The sequence below is a fragment of the Thalassotalea fusca genome (genome assembly GCF_053485835.1).
On the sequence record NZ_JBQRUN010000006.1, the window covers coordinates 102,404 to 121,788 of the forward strand.

General features: G+C 40.5%; 18 protein-coding genes and 3 tRNA genes. 3 read left to right on the top strand and 18 right to left on the bottom strand.

The features are described 5' to 3' along the window. The first annotated feature begins 6 nt into the window (after positions 1–6). The gene (locus tag ACSLUK_RS09480) at positions 7–708 is read left to right on the top strand and encodes an ABC transporter ATP-binding protein (RefSeq protein ID WP_448548324.1); all 702 of its coding nucleotides are present in this window, start codon (positions 7–9) and stop codon (positions 706–708) included. Further along, a complete protein-coding gene (locus tag ACSLUK_RS09485; protein ID WP_448548325.1) occupies positions 705–3,128 on the top strand; it encodes an ABC transporter permease in 2,424 nt (807 codons plus the stop codon). The genes ACSLUK_RS09480 and ACSLUK_RS09485 overlap by 4 nt, the downstream gene beginning before the upstream one ends. Positions 3,129–3,329: 201 nt before the next feature. Here ACSLUK_RS09485 and ACSLUK_RS09490 read toward each other — a convergent pair whose 3' ends face one another. The 9 genes from ACSLUK_RS09490 to ACSLUK_RS09530 form a co-directional block, all read right to left on the bottom strand. Further along, positions 3,330–3,605, bottom strand: coding sequence for a hypothetical protein (locus ACSLUK_RS09490; RefSeq protein WP_448548326.1), 276 nt, complete (start codon positions 3,603–3,605; stop codon positions 3,330–3,332). Between the two features lie 65 nt (positions 3,606–3,670). Beyond that, on the bottom strand, positions 3,671–3,937 hold the full coding sequence (locus ACSLUK_RS09495; protein WP_448548327.1) for a hypothetical protein: 267 nt from the start codon (positions 3,935–3,937) through the stop codon (positions 3,671–3,673). A gap of 100 nt (positions 3,938–4,037) precedes the next feature. Next, on the bottom strand, positions 4,038–4,556 hold the full coding sequence (locus ACSLUK_RS09500) for a hypothetical protein (protein ID WP_448548328.1): 519 nt from the start codon (positions 4,554–4,556) through the stop codon (positions 4,038–4,040). Between the two features lie 106 nt (positions 4,557–4,662). Continuing rightward, a tRNA-Arg gene (locus tag ACSLUK_RS09505) sits at positions 4,663–4,739 on the bottom strand. 106 nt (positions 4,740–4,845) lie between these two features. Further along, positions 4,846–4,922, bottom strand: a tRNA-Arg gene (locus ACSLUK_RS09510). Positions 4,923–4,946: 24 nt separating this feature from the next. Then, positions 4,947–5,038: transfer RNA gene (locus ACSLUK_RS09515), tRNA-Ser, on the bottom strand. A 186-nt stretch (positions 5,039–5,224) separates the two neighbouring features. After that, positions 5,225–5,422, bottom strand: coding sequence for a carbon storage regulator CsrA (gene csrA, locus ACSLUK_RS09520; RefSeq protein WP_448548329.1), 198 nt, complete (start codon positions 5,420–5,422; stop codon positions 5,225–5,227). A gap of 457 nt (positions 5,423–5,879) precedes the next feature. After that, positions 5,880–8,504, bottom strand: coding sequence for an alanine--tRNA ligase (gene alaS, locus ACSLUK_RS09525; protein ID WP_448548330.1), 2,625 nt, complete (start codon positions 8,502–8,504; stop codon positions 5,880–5,882). 24 nt (positions 8,505–8,528) lie between these two features. Continuing rightward, positions 8,529–8,966, bottom strand: a complete 438-nt coding sequence (locus tag ACSLUK_RS09530) for a regulatory protein RecX (RefSeq protein ID WP_448548331.1) — start codon at positions 8,964–8,966, stop codon at positions 8,529–8,531. A gap of 215 nt (positions 8,967–9,181) precedes the next feature. Here ACSLUK_RS09530 and ACSLUK_RS09535 point away from each other — a divergent pair, with 215 nt between their 5' ends. Then, positions 9,182–11,152, top strand: coding sequence for a hypothetical protein (locus ACSLUK_RS09535; protein ID WP_448548332.1), 1,971 nt, complete (start codon positions 9,182–9,184; stop codon positions 11,150–11,152). 80 nt (positions 11,153–11,232) lie between these two features. Here ACSLUK_RS09535 and ACSLUK_RS09540 read toward each other — a convergent pair whose 3' ends face one another. The 9 genes from ACSLUK_RS09540 to ACSLUK_RS09580 all read right to left on the bottom strand — a co-directional run bounded on the left by ACSLUK_RS09540 (position 11,233) and on the right by ACSLUK_RS09580 (position 19,384). Next, positions 11,233–12,084 carry an MBL fold metallo-hydrolase gene (locus ACSLUK_RS09540; RefSeq protein ID WP_448548333.1) on the bottom strand — a complete coding sequence of 284 codons (852 nt, stop codon included), beginning with the start codon at positions 12,082–12,084 and terminating at the stop codon, positions 11,233–11,235. Positions 12,085–12,158: 74 nt separating this feature from the next. Then, a complete protein-coding gene (gene dinB, locus ACSLUK_RS09545; RefSeq protein WP_448548334.1) occupies positions 12,159–13,238 on the bottom strand; it encodes a DNA polymerase IV in 1,080 nt (359 codons plus the stop codon). A gap of 189 nt (positions 13,239–13,427) precedes the next feature. Beyond that, positions 13,428–13,652: a (Na+)-NQR maturation NqrM gene (nqrM, locus tag ACSLUK_RS09550; RefSeq protein ID WP_448548335.1), complete on the bottom strand. Its 225-nt coding sequence runs from the start codon at positions 13,650–13,652 to the stop codon at positions 13,428–13,430. 56 nt (positions 13,653–13,708) lie between these two features. After that, positions 13,709–14,740: an FAD:protein FMN transferase gene (locus ACSLUK_RS09555; protein WP_448548336.1), complete on the bottom strand. Its 1,032-nt coding sequence runs from the start codon at positions 14,738–14,740 to the stop codon at positions 13,709–13,711. Positions 14,741–14,881: 141 nt separating this feature from the next. After that, entirely contained in the window at positions 14,882–16,105 is a 1,224-nt protein-coding gene (gene nqrF, locus ACSLUK_RS09560; protein WP_448548337.1) for an NADH:ubiquinone reductase (Na(+)-transporting) subunit F, read from the bottom strand. Positions 16,106–16,167: 62 nt separating this feature from the next. Then, complete coding sequence (gene nqrE, locus ACSLUK_RS09565; RefSeq protein ID WP_448548338.1) at positions 16,168–16,791, bottom strand: NADH:ubiquinone reductase (Na(+)-transporting) subunit E; 624 nt, start codon at positions 16,789–16,791, stop codon at positions 16,168–16,170. Between the two features lie 4 nt (positions 16,792–16,795). After that, complete coding sequence (locus tag ACSLUK_RS09570) at positions 16,796–17,419, bottom strand: NADH:ubiquinone reductase (Na(+)-transporting) subunit D (protein ID WP_448548339.1); 624 nt, start codon at positions 17,417–17,419, stop codon at positions 16,796–16,798. After that, complete coding sequence (locus ACSLUK_RS09575) at positions 17,419–18,189, bottom strand: Na(+)-translocating NADH-quinone reductase subunit C (protein ID WP_448548340.1); 771 nt, start codon at positions 18,187–18,189, stop codon at positions 17,419–17,421. Before ACSLUK_RS09575 ends, ACSLUK_RS09570 begins: the two co-directional genes overlap by 1 nt. Beyond that, positions 18,182–19,384 (bottom strand): NADH:ubiquinone reductase (Na(+)-transporting) subunit B, encoded by a 1,203-nt coding sequence (locus tag ACSLUK_RS09580; RefSeq protein ID WP_448548341.1) that lies wholly within the window; start codon positions 19,382–19,384, stop codon positions 18,182–18,184. The genes ACSLUK_RS09575 and ACSLUK_RS09580 overlap by 8 nt, the downstream gene beginning before the upstream one ends. Position 19,385 lies beyond the last annotated feature (1 nt).

The following is a 19,385-nucleotide window of genomic DNA, read 5'->3' on the forward strand; positions in this document are numbered from 1 at the left end:
AACTTGATGGCGACAAAAATAAAATTAATCGGAATTTCCAAGATTTACGAAACGGAAAGCGTGGAAACACATGCTTTACAAAACGTTAGTTTGAATATTGATTCAGGTGAGTATATTTCAATATCAGGGCCTTCTGGATGTGGAAAGTCGACCTTATTGTCAATTTTAGGATTATTAGACTTTGCAACAACTGGTCAATATTTCATTGAAGGTCAAGATATTTCAGCCTTATCTTTAGATCAGGCTGCCGCCATACGAAATGAAAAAATAGGTTTTATATTTCAATCCTTTAACTTAATTGACGAACTAACTGTTTTCGAAAATGTTGCCTTACCGCTTCGATATCAAGAAAACGCTATACCTGAATCGACAATTATTGCACGTGTTAATGAATGTCTTGCAGCTGTAGACATTGCACACCGTAAAGATCATAAGCCAAATCAACTCTCTGGTGGGCAACAGCAGCGCGTTGCAATTGCTCGTGCACTCGTCGCCAATCCAGCAATATTGCTCGTTGATGAACCTACCGGAAACCTAGACTCGAAGAGCGGCGACCAAGTTATGCACTTATTAGAACAGTTAAATATAGATGGTGTCACCATATGTATGGTAACCCATGACTCTCGCTATGCGGGCATGGCAAAAAAGCAGTACCAATTATTAGACGGTAAACTAGTTGAAGAATCGCTCATGAGGGAAGCCGTATGAGTCGAGTAAAACACATTTTCCAATATGCAATAGCATCACTAAAAAATCATCTTTCATTCGTTATAACTGTGGTAACAACCTTAAGTTTTACAATTGGCGCATTGCTTTGCGTACTCACCATTGGCTACATTGCCCTATTGCAGCCTTTACCTTACGCCGATGATGATAAATTACATGTATTACAACACGGATTTATTGAAAAAGACGGTACGATAAACAACCGAGCTTATCCTTATCCTACACTAATGCACATCTATCAACATCAACAATCTTTTGAGCGCTCTGCTTTAATATCATACGCATCCGGCGTTTTAACCAGTCATGCAGAACAGCCTTCAGTTCCCACTACCTATGTGAGCCCAGAGTATTTTGAGCTACTAAAGCCCACCATGGCGAAAGGACGAGGCTTTGTGTCCTCAGAAAGCGTTAACGAGTACAACCAAGTTGCAGTTATCAGTTTTCAATCTTGGCAACAAGACTTTAATGGTGATCCCAATATCCTTGAGCAAACGCTTTCCTTGAATGGGACTAGTTTTCGAATTATCGGTGTACTTTCTAATACATTTGTTGAACCTGAGATTATTCAGTCTGGTAGACACACACATATTTACTTACCTTGGGATTACAACCAAGTTTCAACCGATGGCCGAAATAATTGGCGCGGATTTAATTGGAATAACTATCTCTTGGTGAAAGAAAAAAATGATTTAACGGCTAAGCAAGCTGCCCTTAAGTTAAGCAATATAATATCCCCTTTATGGCAAGAGCAAGTATCGGGGGTGGCATTTTTCAATGGTTGGGACGTTAAGGTTGAGTCTCAACAACTTAAGGACATTATCCTTGGCGACGGTAAGCGTACAATTTTACTCTTGTTGGCCAGTATTACAGGTTTAGTGTTTATTGCCGTAGGCAATATTATCAATTTGTATTTATCAAGAATGTCAAAACAAAGTAGAAAGCTAACGATTCTTGCCAGTATAGGTGTTAATAAGAAATCGCTGTTTCAACTCATTTGGGCTGAATCATTCATAGTAATGACTGGTGCATGTATGATCGCACTACTCCTAGCGCAGCTCGGTTTCACATTGAGCCAGAATCACTTGAGTGCATGGTTGCCTCGAACGCATGAAATAGCACTAAATTCATTCACCATTACCGTTGCCATAGCACTACTATTGCTCCTATCAACATTATTTGCATATTTGTGTGTCAACTTAATTGACTATCGTAAGCTCGCGCATGCTTTAAAAGAAAGTGGGAAAGGAACAGGCATACAGATTTCGGCAAAAACTAGAGCAACATTTGTCAGTAGTCAGGTCGCGATCGCAACTACGCTTGTATTTTTCAACCTCATAATTTGGTACCAAGCAATGTCGACAATGACCAAACCACTTGGGTTTGAAGTAGACAATATATCTGCACTCGAATTAAGTGTTGCCTCTCACACCCCGTTGTCACGTGACGAGCTTAAGCCAAGCATTCAATTAGTTCGCAAAAATATTGAAAACCTACCACAAGTTAAAAGCGTTAGCCTTAACGACTCACCTTTTCGCGTTATGTCACAGTGGGTTATAACCGATATAAATACGAACGAAAGCTATTCCCCGCAAGGTAAGGTAATTGATTCTAATTATTTTTCTATGATTAACCAACCCCTCGTGCAAGGACGTTATTTTACAGAAGAAGAGATTAAAAATAGACAAAAGCTGATGATTATCAATGAAGCATTTGCTAACAGGCTAGCACAAGATGGCCCAGTAATTGGAGCAAAACTTACCTCAGGAAGCAGTGACTATTTCCAAGTAATAGGGGTAGTTAAGAATCGAAGTGTAATAGGACAAGATGAAATACCATTTCGTGTTCATTCACCAACACATGCTGCCTATACACGCTTTTTGATAGAAACCTATCCGGGCCAATCATTGACAAGAAAGCAAATTGTCGACGTAATCCAATCAAGCGACCGATTGCTTTCAGTTTATAGTTACAGCAGCTTAGCAGCTATAAAAAGTGACATTGTATTTGCCGACAAGGTTGCTGCAATTTCAACTGCGGTATTGTCATTGCTGAGTTTCTTGCTTGCAGCTATTGGACTATACGGCATATTCAGTTTTAGCATGCAAATTAGAACTTTTGAGCTAGGTACACGTTTGGCAATTGGGGCAAGGCGTAAGGATATAATACGCTTAATTTCAAATGAGAACATAAGGGCCATTACTACAGGGATAGCTGTTAGCTTGGCTTTAACAGGGGGGATTTTCCTATTCTTAGGTGAGCACTACAATTTACAGGTAACTCTGGAAAATTTGGTGTCTTATTCCGTGGCGGCATGCATGGTTGTTATCGTAAGCTGGCTATCTTGTATTGCACCACTGCACAGTATTATCAACAAACCTGTGACTTACTCATTAAGAGGGTAAAATTAGCCTATCGAAGTAACTAGCTGCCTTACGGCAGCTACATCTACCGGTCCTCACACTATTCGAAATAACGCCTCTAAAGATATATTATTGAGTTTTAAGCTTGGTTGCACGAGAGGTGAAGGTTGCAAAACTTCAATAAAGCACTGGTTACAAAGTCATAGCTTACCTTATGACCCCAGATATTTAATAAACATTTAGTCAAAACGCCAGCCCGTACAAGAACAATGTTATCAAGCCTAATATGACAAGACCAAATAGCTCAACTAAAAGTGCCAGCCCAAAAGGCGCTACTTCCTGTTCAGAAATTCGATATTTAGGAAAAGTCCCCGCAGTTAGTATACGTAAAAAAAACCAACCTACGCTCCAACCAATGATATGAAAAGATAAATCCCAAGCAAGCCAAAGAACGCCTCTAAAAATATAAAAAAATAATCGAATGATTGGGCGACCTGCTTCTGCAGCAATTTCTTCCACAACTAATATTTCCTTTGTGAAACACAACTCACTATATAAACATGTTTATTAGAATGCCAGCTTGTTTAAACGACGCGAGCTTGCTCTTCTTTTAAAACCTTTTCTTCCGATGTATCGTATGCAGCACCTTTTTTACCTTTTAGGACAATCAAATACTCTTTAGAAGATAAAAAGCCAATATTTAAACTTATAGCTTCAACATACTCCCATCCAAGCTCAGCAAAGCTATTTAGCGTCTTTTCAAATTTTGCGTCATTTCTCAATAAATTGTTCACACTCAAAAAAGCTCTAGGCTTGGGTTTGTAAACAAATGATTTGTATGCCCACGTCATAATTAATTCTCCTATAAAACGCTAAATGTCACTAATTTGTAATTTTATTAAACAACATGAAGAGCGAGCAAACGAGTACTCAACAAACGATCAGTTATCTTTATACTAGATAAAGATAGCTGAGAACAATCATTCCAACAGATAGCAGGGCAATTAACATTTTCAGCGTTGTTGATGATGAAAAAAGTGATCGCTTCGCAGCAACGAACTTTTCTACAGGTATGCCAGTTTCCCTACTTTTTGCTAACATTTTTAGCGGCATTAGATTGTCATTAAAAATGGACAATTGCATTTGAACAGATGCTTCTTGTTCTTTTTCTGAAGCCCCTTTGGGTAAATCAGTAATTAGCCTTTTTATTTCTCTTTCATATGAAAGTGCCAACTCCAACTCTTGTGCAGTTAGATACCTATGCCAATTGTGCTCCGTTTCCATGCTTTTACTTCTTCCCTGCTTTATGCTGTAGGTTTTTAGGAGCTTATCAGTACAAGGTGAGTCCATCAATGGCGTATTGGCTCTTTGAGGCGAAACTGTCTGCTTGTAAGCATTGCTCTTTGATACCGTGGCAAACACATACTTAATGGTATTGGTATGGTGCAACAAGCTTAGCCAGTAAAGCAATGAAAGATTTTCATGTCACGCATAAATACTACGAGACATATCTTTAGTAATGGAATCAGAAATTTTAGACGAAAAAAAACCAGTCATAAGACTGGTTTTTTAGATGTGGCGGACGCGGCAGGAGTCGAACCTGCGACCGCCTGGTTCGTAGCCAGGTACTCTATCCAGCTGAGCTACGCGTCCGCGGTACTATTTCTTTTATATCCTTAGTAAGGATAGCGAATATATCGCCTATTACCAATTTACTGTAAGTATTCAGTATTCCTAGATTAACCACTTGGAATAAAAGTGGCGGACGCGGCAGGAGTCGAACCTGCGACCGCCTGGTTCGTAGCCAGGTACTCTATCCAGCTGAGCTACGCGTCCGCAATATTTAGTTTAATAACTAAATGGCGGTGAGGGAGGGATTCGAACCCTCGATAGGGTATAACGCCTATACTCCCTTAGCAGGGGAGCGCCTTCAGCCTCTCGGCCACCTCACCAGTGGGTGCGAATATTAATGGATCTCAGAAATAAGTCAAACGATTTTTTGAGTTTTTTTACTGTTTGTTGAGATTTTCATCAAGACGTTCAAAAAGAATGCATTTCTCTATTAGATTTTAGAAAAAATGTGCAATTAACTAGAAAATTCGGCCAATAAAAAAGTCGGCATTTGCCGACTTTCTTACTTAGAATTTGTTCCCGGAAGGCTCGCCTTCGCCTTTTTCCGATTGTATACGCATGTAAATTTCTTCACGGTGTACAGAAACTTCTTTCGGAGCATTTACACCAATACGCACTTGGTTGCCCTTTACACCTAAAACAGTCACGGTAACATCATCACCGATCATTAACGTTTCACCTACTCGACGCGTTAATATTAACATTATCTTTTCCTTTTCTTGTTAAAACGGGATCCACTAAATATTTATAAGCTAGTTTAAATTTAGTCTAAATATTGATATTTCGCACAAAATTAAATGGATTATCAAAAAATTGCTTTGATAAGCTATCATCTATGCGTTTGTTCCAAAAAAACGAAAATGACATCTATTCAAAAATTTGATGAATCGACTGTTCTTGCGATACCAACTATTTACATTTTAGCAAGCTTGTGGCCGAGAATCAGTCAAAAAAACATAATTTTTGAAAAATTATGTAACCTTTAATCGCTTATTTAACCCCCGTTAACGGTTAATTAACATACAGAGTGATTAAAGGGGTAGCAATTGGCATGTTTTTTCTCATGTAATTACCATTTTTGAGAACCTAAACAAAAAAAGGAGCGAAATGCTCCTTTTTTATACAAATGTTCAACTGAGTTCAGATAACGAGAATAAAACGTTAACCTAGTTTTTCAGTCAACCAAGATTCAACACTTGCCAATGCGGTCGGGATATTTTCAGGTTGACTACCACCAGCTTGCGCCATATCTGGACGACCACCGCCTTTGCCTCCCACCTGTTGAGCAACTAAATTAACCAGTTCACCTGCTTTAACCTGACCAGTTAGATCTTTGGTAACACCAGCGATTAGTCCAACTTTACCATCATTGGCTACTGCCAACATGATAATGCCAGATCCTAGTTTCACTTTAAGGTCATCAACCATGCCGCGTAGCGCTTTAGACTCAACACCGTCAAGTTGAGCAATTAACGCTTTAACGCCGTTTATTTCAATTGCCTGACTAATTAGGTCTGAACCTGCACTTGCTGCTAGCTGTTGTTTAAGCGCTGCAATCTCTTTCTCTAATTGCTTATTGCGTCCCAACATCTGTTCAACTTTTTCATTAACACCAGCCACATCAGATTTAACCACTGCAGCCACTTGCGATAGCAACATTGCTTGACTGTCTACAAACTCAAGCGCATATTCAGCTGTGCAGGCTTCAATACGACGAACGCCTGCTGCAATGCCTGATTCCGAGGTGATCTTGAATAAGCCAATATCGCCTGTTCTGTCAACGTGTACACCGCCACAAAGTTCAGTAGAAAATTCACCTAAGGTAACAACGCGTACTTCATCGTCATATTTTTCACCGAATAATGCCATCGCGCCTTTAGCTTTCGCTTGTTCAATTTGCATCAACTCAGTTTCACGTGCGGTATTACGACGAATTTCCGCATTAACCATTTGCTCAACGGTTTTTAGCTCTTGTGGCGTCACGGCCTCAAAATGAGAGAAGTCAAAACGTAGCTTTTCAGCCTCAACTAATGAGCCTTTTTGAGTAACGTGCTCACCCAGCACCTTACGTAATGCTGCATGAAGTAAATGCGTTGCGGTGTGATTTTTAACGATTGCAGCACGGCGTTCAGTATCAATTTCAGCGATTACACGCGAATTAAGTTGAATATCTACATGTGCAATACCTTTGTGTGCAAACGCATTACCCACTTTAACCGTATCGGTTACTTCAAATACTCCACCTTCTACTTTAAGAACACCAGTATCACCTACCTGACCACCAGATTCAGCATAAAATGGCGTGTTGTCCAATACAACTACACCTTTGTTACCCGCAGCTAATGTAGATACAGCACCTTCATTGTTGAACAACTCAACGATAGTCGCCGAATACTCATGGTTGGTATAGCCCTTAAACTGTGTTTCTTTGTCAGACTTTAATTGCTCATTGTAGTCTGTACCAAATTGACTAGCCTGTTGAGCGCGTTCACGCTGTTGTCTCATGGCTGCATCAAAACCTTGCTGATCAATTTTGATTGAACGTTCGCGAGCAATATCAGCGGTTAAATCTGCAGGAAAGCCGTATGTATCGTAAAGCTTAAATACATCGTTTCCGTTAATCGTTTCACCTTGCAAATTTGACAAAATGTCTTCAAGCATTGCCATACCTCTGTCTAAGGTACGACCGAACTGCTCTTCTTCAATGCGAAGCACTTTTTCAATAATGTCTTGCTGTTGTCTCAACTCAGGATAAGCATCGCCCATTTGCTCTGCTAACGATGCAACTAACTTATGGAAAAAGTGATGTTTAGCTTCTAGCTTATGCCCATGACGAACGGCACGACGAATGATTCGGCGCAGCACATAACCACGACCTTCATTAGACGGCATTACACCATCAGTAATTAAGAAACTACATGAACGAATATGATCTGCAATAACGCGTAAAGACTTGTTGTCTAAATCTTCACGATCTAATAGTTGCGCTGTTGATTTGATCAAGCCTTGGAAAATATCAATTTCATAGTTGCTATGCACACCTTGCATAATAGCTGCAATACGCTCAAGCCCCATACCAGTATCAACCGAAGGTTTAGGTAATGGCTCCATAGTGCCATCTGCCTGACGATTAAACTGCATGAATACTAGATTCCAGATTTCAATGAAACGATCGCCGTCTTCTTCTGGTGATCCAGGAGGCCCTCCCCAAATGTGCTCACCATGATCGTAGAAAATCTCAGTACATGGTCCACATGGCCCCGTATCACCCATCGACCAGAAATTATCTGATTCGTACTTTTTACCGCCATCTTTATCGCCGATGCGAATGATACGATCTTTAGGGACGCCAATTTCATCTGCCCATAAGGCAAATGCTTCATCATCAGTTTCATACACCGTGACTAATAACTTATCTTTCGGCAATTGCAATACTTGCGTCAGGAATTCCCAACCATAATGGATTGCTTCTTTCTTGAAATAATCACCAAAGCTAAAGTTACCTAGCATTTCAAAAAACGTATGATGACGCGCAGTGTAGCCAACGTTTTCTAAATCATTATGCTTACCACCTGCACGAACACAACGTTGCGATGACGTTGCTCGTGTATAGCTACGTTTTTCGGCACCCAAAAATGCCTCTTTAAACTGCACCATGCCGGCATTAGTAAATAACAACGTGGCATCGTTACCTGGTACTAATGAACTACTCGAAACTATTTGATGTTGCTTTGAAGCAAAAAATTCTAAAAATGCCTGTCTTATCTCGGCACTAGTTTTAATCATGGGAGTATCCAAATATTTGAAAATTTAATTAATTTCTATCGCGGACATGATTTCATCGCTCGAAAATCCACGGTATTGCAGAAAACGTATTCGCTTGGCTTTTTCTTTTTGATCTGCAATCTCTGTTGCACCAAAGCGTTTACTATATGTGCGCTGGGCTAGATGATACCAGTCTATTTCAAGATTTTCAGCAACTTCATCGGCTAAATATCGCTCAATGCCATTTTGCTTGAGCTCTTGATATATATAATGCTTGCCATATCCCTTATTCACACGTTTGCGAATAACACTTTCGGTATATCGACGTTCACAGAGATAATTATTTTCGAGCAAAAATACAATCACACTGTCTATTTCGTCGCGTTCATATTCCCTTTGCAGGAGTTTAAGCGTCAACTCTTTAATAGAATGTTCACGACGTGACAGTAAATCAATGGCTGTGTGTAAAATTGCTTTGTTCAAATCGCATTCTAATCTACGTAATCCAGCGGCATAGTTTACCCTAGCCAAAATTATAATAAACCAAAAATTGCGCGCACAAGTTAGATTCCAATAGGTTTTCCGGCGATACTTGGGATATCTTTTTACTTTATGCGAATAATCGCGCAAAATAGCCTAAATAATAATAGGTAAGTAACACTTATTTGTTACCCAAAAATAACGAAACAGGGACCTGTATGAAGGAACAGATAAAAAGCCTTTATAAATTATTCACTGCATTGATTATTGCCTCATTAGTGCAAGCTTGTGGCGGCAATAGCGAAAATACAAAAGAACCAGTGTATTCAATTTCGGCTGATACAACAGCCATCGACTTTAGCCATGAAGTTTTACAAGCATCAGATGAAGAAGTTGCAGTTCAAGTTACTTTCGACGGCAATGGTTTGTTGGTAGGGTTTGCGCCAAACGCCGCTCCGCATGCGTTTGTTAAATTTCGTACTGAAAATGTCACCAGCAATTCAGCAACAGTCTATGTCTCGTTAAATGGTACCGAAAATTTAGCACCAACCTTAATAGACACTAAACTTAGGCTGTCTACAGGCGATGTTGATCAAGTAAATCTCGCACACCACGATATCGACTTGTCAATTCTGATCTGGCAACTAACCACTAACCAATCTGAAATAGTATTTAACGGCACTTTAGGTGACACGGCAATCGCAGCTCAAACACTTAGTGTTACCAGTGTAGATAACCAATGGACAGCGACATCTGATGTTGACTGGCTAGTGTTAGACAATGTCGAAGGCACTGGCAACGGTGAAATATCTATAACACCTGATTTATCCGCCTTGACAGATGCAGGCCTTTCAAATGCGACCATAACGCTGACTGAAGTAACGTCTGGAGATACCAAAGCAATCCCTGTTGAGCTAGGCCTCGATAATATCTATCTTTACGCTAATCAGGATGCTATTTCGTTTGTTAACAGTGCCAATAGCAGTACGCTTGTTGCGACCTTAGATGTTAATTCGAACCACGCTTCGCAGCTTAACTGGCAAGCAACGACAACCGTTGACTGGTTAACCCTTTCTGCAAATAACGACACAAATCAGTTAACCGTTAATGTAATTCCAGAAAGTTTGCCTGAGGGTGATTGGCATCAAGCAACCATTGAAGTTGCAGCAACAGAGAATGACAAAGTAATTACCGACACTATTGCTGTTTCAGTATATAACACGGCCAATGAGCTAGTCAGCACAACAGTATCGGCAATCACTGTTAACGATAACGCGATAGCCTCAACGGCTACTCAGCCACACATCTTTGTAGGCAAAGCTAATAGCATTGACGTTTACCACAAATATACACATGAATTACTTGCTAGCCATGTAGTATCGCCAGAAGGTACGCTAGTAGAACAGTTTATAGTTCACCCTACGGGTTCGCACTTACTTGCTAAAGCGGTTGAAACGGTTACTGACGAACAAGGTAATGAAACACAAGTCACTCACCGTTATAAAATCACGCTAGACGACTTCACTGTAGAAACACTTGACGCAGTGACAATTGACTTTGAACCGGTGCGCTATATCTCGATTGCTGGCCGCTATTTTGTTGTTACCCAATTACTAGAGTTGGCTGACGAAAGCCTTGTCCAACAGTTCTGGGACGCTAACAATGCATTTTTCAGCAGTAGCATTGATGTAGCCAATAGTGTCAGTACACTCTATGCGCTAAATACTAACAGCGCCACCATTAATCGCTTTTCGTTCATTGTGAATGACTTTACGTCAGAAAGAGTATCTATGAGCAATACTCATCAATATCGTCCTGAATTGCTCGGCGATGGTGAACTTGTTCGTAGCCTTGTTGTAGATGCCAATGAGACAAATATCTATGCAAACAGCCCAACGAGTGAGTGGATTAGCTTTGACGGTGAAACGTTTAGCGATAACGGGCTATTACCTCAAGCCGATGAATCTACCACCATAGACGTATTAAAGTCGAACGACAACAACACGTACTATATTCGTTTTAATCCTACTGAAGGCTTTGTTATTGATGTTTACGATAATAGCCAATCTCAAGTAAGCTCAACGGCAACTGGCGGTCCTCAACCATCTCAGGCGCTGTTAACGGAAGACAGTAAGTTAATGGTATTGTATTCAGCCGGCGCACAGGTTCTTCAGCTTATTGCACTATAGATAGCTTGATTTGCTCTAAAATATGAAAGGTGCTGATTTACATCGGCACCTTTTTTTTTGTTCAATGAAAAATTACGAGACTAATGGGCATCCATATCTTTAAGCAATGTTTTTAGCCACTTCTCTTCAGTAATGAAGTTCCATGATAGGTGTTGATAATCTGGCCCAAGCCCTTGCACCAATATTTGTTCATCTGACATCCCAGCCAGTTTCGATTGTTCAACAAATTTAATACTGAAACGTATCATTTCAGCAATTGCTCTTAGTCCAGTTTTATCACTGAGTTTGCCGTGTCCCGGTATAATTTTAATGTCATCAGGAAGCTCTTCTAATAGGTATTCAATGTTTTCTAAGTAGCCGTTAACTGTTCCACCAGCATCAAGATCAATATAAGGAAAGCGCCCTTCAAAAAACAAATCGCCAGCATGAAGCACATTCGCATTATTGAATAACACAACAGAGTCACCGTCAGTATGGCCATTAGACAAGTGAATTAACTCAACCTTTTCGTCGGCGAGATGAATATTGACGCCATTCTCATAAGTCACCACAGGCAACGCACCTTGTGCAATATCACTTTTCTTAGCGAGCCTTTTTCTAACATTTTCGTGAGCAAAAATTGGTGCATGGTGCGCAAAATAAGCATTACCGCCTGTGTGATCACCATGGTAATGAGTATTCACGATGTATTGAATGGGCTTATCTTCAATAGCTTTTAACGCAGTTTCAATTTTTTCTGCCAGTGGCGCAAATTGATCGTCGACTAATAACAGACCATCTTTTGTAGCCAGTACGCCAATGTTGCCACCTGCGCCGGTCAGCATATAAACCTTACCTGACACCTGAGTAACATTGATCTTTATATCATCAGCCCGTTGTGCTGCGGAATTAAGTGATAAAAATAGCAATATTGTCGTTAAGAGTATTCTCATGCTTTGTCCTATTATTGTTGGTTTGGCACGCAACCGTCGAGTGTACATATTTCACCCAATGTAACCCTGAAACACTAAATAGGCAAAGATAACTGGTCACTTTCTTTATTACTTGCTGTCAAATTGTTAAGACCAACAGAAATGCCAACTAATCGAATCTTTCTACCATTCGATCTTTCTAACGCGCGTTGTAATAAGGATTCAAAAAGATTCGGCTCAATGGAAACGGCTTGTTGCTCTACGGTAGTTAGCGCAAAGTCATCAAATTTGAGTTTTACCGTGAGCTTGCTAATACCCCGTGCTTGGTGTTTGTCATAACGCGCCTTGAGTTTGGGTAACAGATCTTGTATTACGTCGCGACATTCTGATTGCTCGGCTATATCCTGCGCGAGTGTTTTTTCTACCCCCACAGTTTTTCGTTCACGGTGGGTGACAACTTCACGACAATCTTTGCCGAAGCTTCTCTGATATAAGCTCTCTGCTTGTTTACCAACTAACAATTGTAATGCCGCAGGCGTACTAGCACGTACATCTCGACATGTAACCAATCCTGCCTGCATTAATCTTTGTGCCGTTTTAGGACCAACACCAGGTATTTTTATAAGTGGTAAGTCAGCTACAAATTCATCAACCTTATCGGGTGGTATAACACAAATACCGTTGGGTTTGTTTTCATCACTGGCGATTTTGGCAATGAATTTATTCGTTGCCACGCCAGCAGATGCAGTAAGCTGCAATTCGTTAAAAATGTCACAGCGAATCGCTTCAGCAATGCGTGTGGCACTTCCACCGAATAGTGTGGAATCTGTAACGTCTAAATACGCTTCGTCTAATGATAAGGGTTCAATAATAGACGTATAGCGTCTGAATATTTCATGAACTTGTCGTGACACGTCTTGGTAAACCGACATTCGACCATTCACAATCAACAACTCTGGGCACAGGGATTTAGCTGTCATCGCAGGCATAGCAGATCTTACTCCAAATGCACGAGCGGCGTAATTACAGGTACATAACACACTTCGCGGCCCATCACCGCCTACGGCAATTGGCTTATTGCGATAAGCAGGGTTATCACGCATTTCCACTGCGGCATAGAAGCAGTCCATGTCGATGTGAATAATTTTTCTCTGTTTTGGTTTGCCTATAGGCATAGCGACACCTACAAAAAACACTGTGACAGCCAACAAGTAACACAACTGTACAAAAACACAGTAAAAATAACAAGTAAAAGTACAGTTGAAAGCTGAGAAAGTTTCGAGAGTTACAGAAGATAGATAAATTGATTAGCGATCTAGAGAAGCGTTGCTAAACAAAAACGCGACCCTCATGGTCGCGTTTTATTATAAATTTTTAATGTCGATTTGTTGCTGTTCTTTCATCGCAGCTTTACGTTCACGCTCTTGGCGTTTTTCGCATGGGTTGTCACAATTACATGCTTTATCAATACCAATAGAGCCTAAACCACCACAGCTACCAGCCAACGTTTTTTGCTGGAATATATAACCTACTGCCATTGCAGCAAAAACAACCAGAAAAAATCCCAATGTGACAAAAAATAATGTCATAGTACCGCCCCAACTTTTATAACTTCAAGCAATCGATTGCGCCCAAAAGCAATCAGCTACTTCATATATTGCATGAATTTTACCGTGCTTTGCTCAATAAAGCCATTTTCAGATTTATAAATAAGCAAAGCAGCAATATCATTTTCTTCAGCAAAGGCTAGTGCTTTTTTCTCCCCCATCACCATCATTGCGGTAGATAGGCCATCTGCTGTCATTGATGAAGGATGGATGACAGTAACCGAAACTAACTTATGATCAATTGGCTGTGCTGTGTGTGGGTCAATTATATGCGAGTAACGTTTGCCATTGTCCTCAAAGTAGTTGCGGTAATCCCCTGAAGTCGCAACCGCATTGTCCAAAGGTACAATAAATTGGTAAATAGCGCGCTCATTTGATACTGGCTTTTCAACGGCAACATGCCACAGCTCGCCAGTTTCCTTTTTGCCTTTCAAACGCATTTCTCCGCCTATTTCGACGATGTAGTTATTTATGCCTTTCTTCTCAATTAGATCAGCTACTACATCAACACCGTAACCTTTGGCAATAGTTGATAAATCTACATATAATTCAGGTACCAACTTGGTAAGTTTTTCACCATTGATCTCTAGCTTATCAATGCCCGATTGACTTCTCGCTAAGGCAATATCCTCTTCGCTAGGCACTACGTCTGGTCGTTTGTCAGGTCCAAAGCCCCATAAGTTAATCAACTTACCTGCTGTAACGTCCAACTTACCTTGCGAAAGCTTACCTAAGCGAATTGCTTCAGTCACTACCAATGCCAGCTCTGGCGATACTTGCACTGGATCTTGACCACGATATTGATTAAAACGCGAAAGCTCAGAGTCATCGATATAAGTAGACATCGATTGGTTTACATCAACTAACAGCTGATCGATTTCTGCTTGTAGTGCGGTTGTATCTAGCGAGCCTTTTTCAGTAACAATGGTTATGTTATACGTGGTTCCCATTGTCCGCCCTTGCAACTTAAATTTTTCATATGGATTGCTTTCATTATTTGGAAAGCACCCAGCTAAAAATACAGTTGCAACTGCCATTACGGCAATAGTGATATACTTGTTTACTTTCATAAAGTTCTCTCAAAATTTTATTGCTTATCTAAATAGCTTCAATGCTTTGGTCAAAACGCTTTAGATAAACAAACTATCTCTAGTTATTCCTAAAAGAAAAAGGTGGCAATTAAGCCACCTTTAATATCCTATACGGAGTGATTATCCGCCGAAGTCATCCAGTAAGATGTTTTCGTCTTCAACACCTAAGTCTTTCAGCATACCAATAACAGCAGCGTTCATCATAGGTGGTCCACACATGTAGTATTCACAATCTTCTGGCGCTTCATGATCACGCAAGTAGTTCTCATACAATACATTGTGGATGAAGCCAGTCATACCATCCCAGTTATCTTCTGGTTGCGGATCTGACAATGCAACATGCCAATCAAAATTGTCATTTTCAGCAGCCAAGCCATTGAAATCGTCTTCATAGAACATTTCACGTAATGAACGTGCACCGTACCAGAAAGAGATCTTACGCTTAGAGTTAAGTCGCTTAAGCTGATCAAAAATGTGAGAACGCATAGGTGCCATACCTGCACCACCACCGATAAATACCATTTCTGCATCAGTGTCTTTCGCGAAGAACTCACCGAATGGACCAGAAATTGTTACTTTATCGCCTTCTTTCAAGCTCCAAATATATGAAGACATTTTACCTGCTGGTAATGAAAGATTGTTTGGCGGCGGCGTAGCAATACGCACGTTAAGCATGATGATGCCTTCTTCTTCTGGATAGTTCGCCATAGAATACGCACGTAGTGTGTCAGTATCTACTTTAGACTCAATATCGAAGAAGCCAAAACGCTCCCAGTCACCGCGATATTCTGCAGGAATATCGAAGTCTTTATATTTTACATGGTGGGCTGGTGCTTCAATTTGAATATAGCCACCCGCACGGAACGGTACAGACTCACCATCAGGAATTGCGAGTTTCAATTCCTTAATGAAAGTCGCTTTATTATCGTTAGAGATAACAGTACATTCCCACTGTTGAACACCGAAGATTTCGTCTTCAAGTTCAATATCCATGTCTTGCTTAACCGCTACCTGACAAGATAGGCGGCAGCCTTCCCTTGCTTCACGTTTAGTAATGTGACCTAATTCAGTAGGTAGAATATCACCACCACCTGAATGTACGTGTACACGACACTGACCACACGTACCACCACCACCACAGGCAGATGGTACAAAAATACCCTGATCAGCCAACACGCCTAAAAGCTTGCCGCCGGCTGCAGCCGTAACCGATTTGTCAGGGTCACCGTTAATAGAGATGATTACATCACCAGAAGATACTAACTTGGATTTGGCAAATAAAATTACCAAAACAAGTGCAATAACTATAGCTGTAAACATCGATACGCCGAGAATAATTTCCATCGACTTTTCCTTAGCACTTATCTTGAGAAGGCAAACCGAATTTACCTTCTACGTTAATCTTATTACAACGAAATACCACCGAATGAAAGAAAGCCAAAAGCCATCAATCCAGACGTGATAAACGTAATACCCAAACCTTTAAGGCCAGCTGGTACATCTGAGTACTTCATTTTCTCGCGTAAACCCGCGAGCAAAACGATAGCCAACGCCCAACCTATGCCCGAACCTAGTCCGTAAACAACACTTTCACCCAACGTCAGATTCTTAGCTACCATAAAAGATACGGCACCAAAAATCGCACAGTTAACTGTAATGAGCGGTAAGAATATACCAAGCGCTTGATATAACGCTGGGAAGTACTTATCTAAAACCATCTCTAGAATTTGAACTAATGCAGCAATTACACCGATAAAGGTAATGAACGACAAGAAACTCAAATCGATTGATTGCGTTGGGTCAGTGATGCCTAATACGCTATCTAACGCACCTGGTGCCAAAATATTTTGATAAATAATTTGGTTAACCGGTACGGCAAGGCCAAGTACAACAACTACAGCTACGCCAAGACCAATCGCAGTATCAACTTTCTTAGATACAGCCAAAAATGTACACATACCTAAGAAAAATGTTAACGCGATATTTTCAATGAAGATTGCTTTAATGAAAATTGATAAATAATGTTCCATCGTATTAATCCTTCTCTACTTGCTCAGGTTTCCACTGGCGAATAGCCCAGATGATTAAACCGATTACGAAGAACGAGCTAAACGGAAGTACTAATAAACCGTTCGCTTGATACCAGCCACCATTTTGGATTAAAGGTAGTATCTCAACACCGAATAGCGTACCAAAACCAAATAACTCACGGAAAAACGCAACTGTTAATAGAATAAAACCGTAACCTAAACCGTTACCGATACCATCTAAGAAACTAACACCTGGTTTCTCTTTCATCGCAAAAGCTTCAGCACGGCCCATTACAATACAGTTAGTAATAATTAGTCCGACAAATACTGCAAGCTCTTTAGAAAGTTGGTATGAAAATGCTTTCAACACTTGGTCAACAACAATTACTAATGACGCAATAATCGCCATTTGCACGATAATACGCACACTTGACGGGATCATGTTACGAATAACTGATATAAACAAGTTCGAGAAACCGGTTACGAAAATAACGGCTAGAGTCATAACTAGCGCATTCGCCATAGAGCTAGTAACCGCAAGTGCAGAACAAATACCCAGTACTTGTAACGCAATAGGGTTATTATCAACAATTGGTTTGGTTAAAACCTTATTTGCTTCTGAAGACATTATTCAAGTCCTCCTTTGCGAAACTTATTGATGAAAGGCTTATATCCTTCCTCACCTAACCAAAACACTAATGTATTTTCAACACCAACACTTGTTAATGTAGCACCTGATAAGCCGTCAACTCCATGAATGTCACCCGCTTTAGCGCCACCTTTAACAATCTTGATTGCAACATTGTTGTTTTCGTCATACATTTTTTTGCCAGGCCACAACGCTTTCCATTTCGGATTAAGAACTTCTGCGCCTAGACCCGGAGTTTCCTTATGATCAGAGTAAATAACGCTGCGCACAGTATTTAGATCTTTTTCAAGACCTACATAACCGTACATTAGATCCCAAAGACCAGCACCAACAATTGGAAATACAACTGTATCTAATTGGCCAGCATCATTGCGAACTAAGTAAACAACAGCAGTATTTGATCGACGGTTGATACCTGCAATATCACTTTCAGGCTTAACTGACAGGTTCATATCTCGAGAATTACGACGTTCGTCAAAATTAACAACGTCACCGTCAACAAATTCACCAGAATTTAAGTCAATCATACGAGCTTCAACATGCTTTTCAAAAGTAGGTACAATATTATTACCTGCTTTTTCAAGTAAGCCTGATGCTTCTAATATCTTAGTTTGCTGATCAAGTAATTTGTTTTTTACCTGAAGCGGCTTAAGTTGTACTGCTGAGAATGAAACGATCGTTGCACAAACAATACAAACTGCCAATACAAAACCTACCGTTTTGCCAAATGATTCTCTATTACTAGACATTGCGTGCAAGCCTCCGTTTTACGTTTGCTTTAACTACAAAGTAGTCAAACAGTGGAGCAAATAAGTTCGCAAATAAAATTGCTAACATCATACCTTCAGGGAAGGCTGGGTTAACAACACGCACAAGTACAACCATGACACCTACAAGTGCACCAAACCAGTACTTACCAGTATTAGTAAACGACATTGTTACAGGGTCAGTTGCCATGAACATCATACCGAACGCAAAGCCACCTAGTACTAAGTGCCAATACCAAGGCATAGCAAACATCTGGTTAGTTTCACTGCCGATGGCGTTAAATAAGAATGACGTTACTACCATACCTAAGAATACACTTAGTACGATTCGCCATGATGCAATGCCTTTATAAAGGATGTACGCACCACCAAGTAAAATCATTGCAGTAGATACTTCACCTACTGAGCCAGGAAGATAACCCCAGAATGCATCCCACCAAGCAGCGTTTATGCTGTAATCAATTAATCCTTGGTTAGCAGCACTTAAAGCTGTTGCGCCAGAGAAACCGTCAGCAGCAACCCAAACTGCGTCACCAGAAATTTCCGCAGGATATGCAAAGAACAAGAATGCACGACCTGCCAATGCTGGGTTTAGGAAGTTTTTCCCTGTTCCACCAAAGATTTCTTTAGCAATCACAACACCGAAGGTAATACCGATGGCTACTTGCCATAAAGGAATGGTTGCTGGAAGGATTAGTGCGAATAAAATAGAGGTAACGAAGAATCCTTCGTTTACTTCATGCTTACGAACTGCTGCAAATAGCACTTCCCAGAAACCACCAACAATAAATGTTGTTGCGTAAATAGGAAGGAAGAAACACGCCCCATAAGCCATCATGGCAAACCAACCAGAGTCAGCCGAAAGCTCACCACCGAAGGTGCTAAATAGTGCTACTTGCCAAGTATCAGGTAATGCATAACCCGCTGCCATAGCTTCTACAGCTTGGAAACCAATGTTATACATGCCCCAGAACATTGCTGGGAATACCGCTAACCACACTGTGATCATGATACGCTTAAGGTCAATACTATCACGAATGTGCGTTTTACCTTTGGTTACGTATCCTGGTGTGAATAAACCAGTGGCTATTGCTTCATACAAAGCAAACCACTTTTCATGTTTACCGCCCTTTTCAAAATGCGGTTCGATATCTTCAATAAACTTTTTCAAGCTCATG